General features: G+C 71.3%; 4 protein-coding genes. 3 read left to right on the top strand and 1 reads right to left on the bottom strand.

Annotated features, from left to right (window positions below; all coding sequences use genetic code 11):
• Window positions 1-66 precede the first annotated feature (66 nt).
• From WMF17_RS36455 to WMF17_RS36445, 3 genes are all read left to right on the top strand, one after another.
• Window positions 67-1,497, top strand: coding sequence for a hypothetical protein (locus WMF17_RS36455; protein ID WP_437645651.1), 1,431 nt, complete (start codon window positions 67-69; stop codon window positions 1,495-1,497).
• Window positions 1,498-1,857: 360 nt separating this feature from the next.
• Window positions 1,858-2,979, top strand: coding sequence for a DUF4419 domain-containing protein (locus WMF17_RS36450; protein ID WP_437597979.1), 1,122 nt, complete (start codon window positions 1,858-1,860; stop codon window positions 2,977-2,979).
• Between the two features lie 450 nt (window positions 2,980-3,429).
• Window positions 3,430-3,558, top strand: coding sequence for an ATP-binding protein (locus tag WMF17_RS36445; RefSeq protein ID WP_437597978.1), 129 nt, complete (start codon window positions 3,430-3,432; stop codon window positions 3,556-3,558).
• A gap of 655 nt (window positions 3,559-4,213) precedes the next feature.
• On the opposite strand, the gene WMF17_RS36440 is transcribed toward WMF17_RS36445, so the two are convergent.
• Complete coding sequence (locus WMF17_RS36440; protein ID WP_437645649.1) at window positions 4,214-6,568, bottom strand: AAA family ATPase; 2,355 nt, start codon at window positions 6,566-6,568, stop codon at window positions 4,214-4,216.
• Between the last annotated feature and the right edge of the window lie 278 nt (window positions 6,569-6,846).

Genomic DNA, 6,846 nt, shown 5'->3' with positions numbered 1-6,846 from the left:
GCGCTCTCCCGCGAAGCGTTTCCGAGGGGGCCTGCGTCCTTGCGATTGGCGCCAGGGTCGCTGGTCTTGCCGCCGTTGCCCGTGGGGCCTTTGGCGGCGGAGCTCCCGGCGGGCGCGTTCTCCGTGGTGGAGGTGGGTTTTGCCGTCGGGGCGCTTCGTGTGTCGGGCGTCGCGCCGGTCCTGGTCGGCGTCTGGGGGGACGTGGTGTTCTTCGGCGTGGCCTCTTTCGTGGGCGCCTTGACGCTCGCTTCGTTCGCGCTCGGCGCAGGGCGTCCGGGCGCCGGCGAGCTGGTGTTTTGCTGGCCGGGAGCGGCGCGCGGGGTCGTGTTCTGGAGAGCGCCGGCGGTCGATCCGGTGGAGGGACGGCTTTCGCCCGGACCGGTCTGGATCGCGCCCATCCTGGGGTTCGGGGAGACGGCGCCCTGGGGAGCGCCGCTGCCCGGGGTCGTGGGGGCGGCCTGCGGTCGAGCGGTGGGGAGCGATGGCGCGCCGCTGCCCGGGGTCGTGGGAGCGGCCTGCGGTCGAGCGGTGGGGAGCGATGGCGCGCCGCTGCCCGGGGTCGTGGGAGCGGCCTGCGGTCGAGCGGTGGGGAGCGATGGCGCGCCGCTGCCCGGGGTCGTGGGGGCGGCCTGCGGTCGAGCGGTGGGGAGCGATGGCGCGCCGCTGCCCGGGGTCGTGGGAGCGGCCTGCGGTCGAGCGGTGGGGAGCGACGGAGCGCCGCTGCCCGGGGTCGTGGGGGCGGCCTGCGGTCGAGCGGTGGGGAGCGACGGAGCGCCGCTGCCCGGGGTCGTGGGGGCGGCTTGCGGCCGAGCGGTGGGGAGCGACGGAGCGCCGCTGCCCGGGGTCGTGGGGGCGGCCTGGGGCCGAGCGGTGGGGAGCGACGGAGCGCCGCTGCCCGGGGTCGTGGGGGCGGCCTGCGGCCGGGCTGCGGGGAGCGACGGAGCGCCGCTGCCCGGGGTCGTGGGGGCGGCCTGCGGTCGAGCGGTGGGGAGCGATGGCGCGTCGGTGACCGGGGTCGTGGGGGCGCTGCGCGGCAGGCCGGAGGGGGCCGATCCGGCAGGATTCCCCGGCGTGGCGTTCTGGCTGCGCGGGACGTCGATCGGGGACACGCGCGGCCCGGGCGCGGAAGGCTGCGAGACCGGCGAGACCGGCGTGCTGGTCGGCGCTCGACCCGCGTTGTGCCCGCCGGCGGCGGTCGACGTGCTCCCGGAAGCATTCCCCGCCGTCGCCTGCAGCGCGGGGCTCGGCGTCGCGGCCGGAGAGTTCGGGGGCGGGGTGGCCTTGCGCGTGAACGGATCCCAGCCGGAGGTGGCCCTCGTCGTCTGGGTGGTGGCCTGGTTCGTGGCGCTGGGCGCGGACGATTCGCCGGGCGCCATGGCCTCGCTGGCCGTCGGATGTGCGAAGTTGCCTGCGCTTTTTGACGAGCCACGCAGCGCTGACCGGATATCGCGGGACTGCGAGGACGAACGACGATGCGACGGCATGCCCAATGATTGACCGGAATCCGCGCCCCGCCAAGCGCCACCACCCCCGCACAGGGGCGGGGACCTGCTCCCGGGCCATGGCACCCTCCTCCCCCAGCGTCTGTTCGCTTCGGGCTCGGCTGCAGTCAGGGGCGATGATTGCACCTGCGGCCCGCGAAAGCGTGCGCATCGCGGCGCTGCGTCGGATGCCGCCGTGAGAACCTGCGCGAGCCGGCGCCACGGCGTGCCGGCGTGCATGTGCGACGGGCGCTGCGGCTGCGGCCAGCAGCCGCCGTCGTGGCGAGTTGTCTCGCGCGGCGCGTTCGTGTACGAGGTGCGAGAGGGCAGCGCTGGATCACGAAGCCGTCGCGCAGGGCCAGGAGAGCGAGGATCCATGAGCATCACGACGATCGCCGTTGCCGACTTCGAGCCTGCGACGGCGCCGCTGCCCGCGTTCGACGAGGAATCGGCGTTGCAGAGCTTGCTCGTCTCGCCCGTCGAGGCCGCCTATCGCCATCGCCTGCCCCTCGTCGGGCGCACGGACGTGCACCCGCTCGTCCAGGCGGCTTACATGGCGTTCACCCAGCGCTACCCCCTTGTGCTCTCGCCCGACGTGATCTGGTTCTGCCTGGCCCGTGGGTTCACGCTCCACGTCGCTGCGAACGAGGAGCAGCGGCGTCAGGTCCTCCTCGAGGACAGCGACTTCGAGCTGAGGATCGATCGGCCGGATTTCACGCTGGGTGAGGTGAACCCGTGGCCCGTCGCGTTTCCGGATTTCTCCAGCCAGATCGCCGCGCGGGTCGGCAAGCTGCGGGAGCTCGTGACCGCCAGTTTCTCGACCACGGGACCGGTGGAGCGCGTGGCGTCGGAGCTCACGGTGATGACGCCGTTCGTGCCGCACTTCGAGTGGCAGCCGCCCTTCCCGGCGGACATGAGCTTTCCGGACCGTGGAATCCCCCGCATTTACCTGCTCGGCACGGCGGACGACTGGCGCTGGGTGCGCCACCGCGCGGCGGCGTTCGGCCCGTTCGGGGCAGAGCGCTGGGCTCATGCTCTCCTGCCGGTGCTCGACCAGATCGTCGCCTCGGCGGAGGGCCGTCAAGATCCGGCGTTCTGGCGCGCTTTCTTCCGGTACGAGAACTCCGCGGATGAGCTCACCGGGTGGATCCACGTGCTCTTTCCGTACCTGCGCGCCTGGCCTGCCGACCACTTCGTTCCGAATACGTATCTCGACGGCTGGCTCGAACGGTGGCAGGCCGCGGAGGCCCGGCGCAACCCGCTCACCGCGCTGGCGAAGCCGGAGGGGCCTGGGCTCGCGCGGCTCCCGCCCGGGCTGACCAGCGCGTCCTTGCGGTTCATCGATGAGCACCGCCGGGAGCACCCCTTGGAGTTCATCAGCGGTCTCATCGGCGTCATGCAGGACCAGCACTCGCTCGCGCTCATCCCGGAGTTCGTCTGGGCCGTCGTGCACGGAGAGCCCTGGCCCGCGGCCGAGCCGCCCGCCGAAGCGCGCTGAGGTCGAAAGGTCGCCGGTACCCCCGCTGCCGGGCGTCGGGAGGGCTTCCCGTTACCGCTGCCGGGCGTCGGGAGGGCTTCCCGTTACCGCTGCCGGGCGTCGGGAGGGCTTCCCGTTACCGCTGCCGGATCTCGGCGGGGCTTTCCGTTACCGCTGCCGGGCGTCGGGAGGGCTTCCCGTTACCGCTGCCGGGCGTCGGGAGGGCTTCCCGTTACCGCTGCCGGGCGTCGGGAGGGCTTCCCGTGACCGCTGCCGGGCGTCGGCGGGGCTTCCCAGTACCGCCGCCAGCACCCGCCCCCGTCGTCTGCAAGGCAATCTTGCTGCTGGATCGGGCGGCATTCGCAGCGGGCAACCGGAATTTAACGCAAAGGCGCAAAGGCGCAAAGGCGCAAAGGCGCAAAGGGGCAAGAGAGAGTGGGGGAGTCATTCCTGTAATCCGTTGACCACGCGATGCTCGCTGACCCCACCGTCGCCGGCGCAATCTGCGACCGGTTGGTCCACAACGCGCATATGCTCTCGCTGAAGGGGCCGTCGATCAGGAAGAAGAAAGGGCTCGAAGAGAAGAACTTGGAAGACTAGGGCTGATCATCCAAGAGGCGGGGGGCGAGAGACGGCGAGAGGGAGAGATTCTTTCTTTTTTCTTCCTCCCCGCCTCCTCGCCTCCCTGTGAAAATTCTCTGGGTTTCAACATGACTGGTGTTCGAGAACGCCGATCACATTGAAATTCCGCTAAAATCGACTCATGGGAAGAGGACCGCAAGGGCGCAAGGGGCGCAAGGGGGGAGAAGAATATAATTCTATCTCTGTTCCCTTGCGCCTCTCGCGCCCTTGCGGTCTCTCGTCTGACTGGGTGCCGTGCCCTTCCAGCGTGCTCCTCGGCGGCTCCGATGGGTGCCACAATCTGTTGAAGTTAGCTGAATTTCAACCTGTTCGGCGTTCTTGGACACCGAACAGGTTGAAACTCCGAGAAAATGAACCACAGAGGCACAGAGGACACAGAGTTTTTTTTGTTGTCCCTCTGTGTCCTCTGTGCCTCTGTGGTTCAAATCTCTTCATTCCCGGGCATTTCAAGCTGATCGGTGCTCTAGGCCTTCTCGTTCCTCCCCTCTCCGTCGTTTTGCGCCTTTGCGCCTTTGCGTTGAATTCTGGCTGCTCCGCAGGACCTGCGGGTTGGATTGAAGGGATCAGCCCATCGAACCGTCGCCGCGGTCTGCGCCCGCCCCCCGCGGCCGGGCTACCCGAAGCGCAGCGCGAGCCCCGCCCCCCCGCCCTCGACAACGATCTCCCTGTCCCGGCACCCCGGATCCTCCGCCATGCGCGCCGCGATCGGCGTGATCACCCGCTCCTCGATCACCCGCTTCAGCGGCCGCGCCCCCCGCCTCGGATCGAACCCCGCCTCGGCCAGCCAGGCCCGCGCCTCGGGCAGGACACGGAGCCGCAGGTTCCGCCGCACGAGCCCGGTGCGCGTCTCGGCCTTCTCGAGCTCCAGATCCACGATCCTGAGCACGCTGTCCCGCTCGAGGCTCCGGAACTGGACGACGTGATCGATGCGGTTCACGAGCTCCGGCCGGAAGTGCTCGCGCACGCCCGCCGGCGCCGCGCGCCTCGCCAACCGTGGCGCGCCCGCCGCGCCGCGCTCTCCGTCTCCGCCGCCGCCGAAGCCGACCGTCGCCCGATCGGCGACGCCGAGGTTCGAGGTCATCACGATCAGCACCATCCGGAAATCGACGTGCCGCCCGTCCTCGTCCGTCAGCCGGCCCTCGCCCAGGATCCCGAGCAGCAGGTCGAACACCTCGCGGTGGGCCTTCTCGATCTCGTCGAGGAGCACCAGCGACAGCGGCTCCTGCCGCACGCGCTGCGCGAGCGTCGTCGCGCCCGGCCCCGCCTGGAGCAGCCGCGCCGACGAGCCCGGCAGCCGGTACTCGCTCATGTCGAGCCGGATCATCCGCCCCTCGTCGCCGAACATCGACCGCGTGAGCTCCTTCGCGAGCTCCGTCTTGCCCACGCCCGTCGGGCCGACGAAGAGCAGCGTGCCGCACGGGCGCTCGGGGTCGTTCATCCCCGCCTTGAAGCGCGCGAGCACCCGCGCCGCGGTGTCGCACGCCTCGTCCTGCCCGATCACGCGCCGCTTCAGCCCGCGCGCGATCGTCTCGGCGCTCGCGGGGATCTCGTCGGCGATCAGCTCGATCGGCAGCCCCGAGTGGCGCGCATAGGCCTCCGACACGTCCCGCGGGTAGAGCACGCGGGCGGTGTTCGCGCCTGCCCGGGCGCCGCCGTCCGCGTCTGCCCGGGCGCCGGCCTCCTGCGTGAGCCAGTCGAAGAAGCGGAACGCCTTGCCAGGAAAGAGCACGTCGCGCCGGAACATCGCGAGGTGCTGGACCAGCCGCTTCTTGCCCGCCGGGTGCAACCGGACGCGCGCGTCCTTCCGCGCCTCGTACTCCGCGAGCAGCGCCGGCACCGCGGCTGGATCGGGCTCGCGCAGCCGGACGACCTGAAAGCACGCCACGAGCGAGGCCGCGCGGCGCTGGCACGCCTCGAGCTCCGGCTCGGTGCACTCCCCGATGAGGCTTACCTCGCCCGTCCGGAGCGCCGGCAAGAACACATCGCCGATCGACGAGCCGTCCGGCTGCGGCCGGAGCAGCGGCAAGAGCGCGCCGACGTGCAGGAGATCCCCCTCGTGCGACAGCTCGCCCACGAGCTTCAGACACCGCGCCTGCCACATGCCGAGGTACGTCATCCCGGCGAGCAGCCGGTCGGCCGAGGTGCTGAACAGACCCGGCGAGAGCGCGCGCGCCTTGTCCCTCCGCCACGCCGCGAACCGCCGCGCCAGCCGGTAAACCCAGGTCGTCTTGCCGACGCCCGGGCCGCCCACCAGCAGGATCGACGGCAGCGGCGCGCCCTGCGCGGCCCGCGCGGCGTCGAACACCGAGAGCGCCTGCTCCAGCTCCTCCGACTCGCCCACGGCGAGCGGGAGCCGCTGGCGCGCGGCCTTCTCGACGAGATCCTCGGCGACCGCGCGCAGCGTGGGGCGCTCGTCCGCCGCGCGCCGGGCGGAGCCCTCGGCGCGCGACGGGAAGCGAGGCGACCACGGGCGCACGTACTCGTCCCCCTCGCGGCGGAAATCGAAGAGCGACCGCGGCGACTCGCCGAGCAGCGCGCTCGTCACGAGCTGGCGGAGCACGTCGGGCGCAATCGAGAGATCCTCCACGATCACGGACCAGCCGAAGCGCGGGAGCATCACCCGATATCCGCCCTCGGCGAGCTTGCTCGCGAGGTAGGTGAGCCGCAGCGGGATGCGGCGCCGGCCGACGACCGCCGCGCGCTTGACCGTGGTCTGCGGGTGAACATCGACCCCGAGCGTGCGCACCTCGAACGACTCGTCCCACAGATAGCGATCGAGATCGTCCTCGCCCGTCGCCACCCGCGCGTGGAGCTCCACCTCGATCTTGCGCAGCACGTCCTCCTCGGAGGCGCCATGAGCGGACGGCGCCGGCCGGTCGAAGACGAATGCCCACGTGCGCAGGAGGATGCCGGTGACGCGGCCGTCGTGGTGGGCGATGAGATAGACGCGGAGCGATTTCTTCGTCATACGGCGGCATCGGCCAGGCGCAGCCGGAGCCCGCCAGCCTACCACACCCGGCCCCGACCCCCCCGGCGCCCGCGAAACGTCGGGCGACGCTGTCCCCGCTCCGCCGCAACGGCCCCCCGCCTCGCCGCGGGAGAGCGTCAAGAAGCCTTTTGCCTCCGCGCCCCGGAGCGGCGCCGGAACGACCCTGACGGGCACGTCAATTTCATGCTCCGCGGTGACAGCATGCGTCAAAACAGGCGCGCGCGGCGACGCAGGAACAACCATGCTGCAACATTGTG

Origin of the sequence: Sorangium sp. So ce362 (assembly GCF_051519845.1) — a bacterium.
In the GTDB taxonomy this organism is placed as follows: Bacteria; Myxococcota_A; Polyangia; order Polyangiales; family Polyangiaceae; genus Sorangium.
The sequence above is the reverse complement of the archived record's forward strand: the minus strand, read 5'-3'. Positions and strand labels throughout refer to the sequence as shown.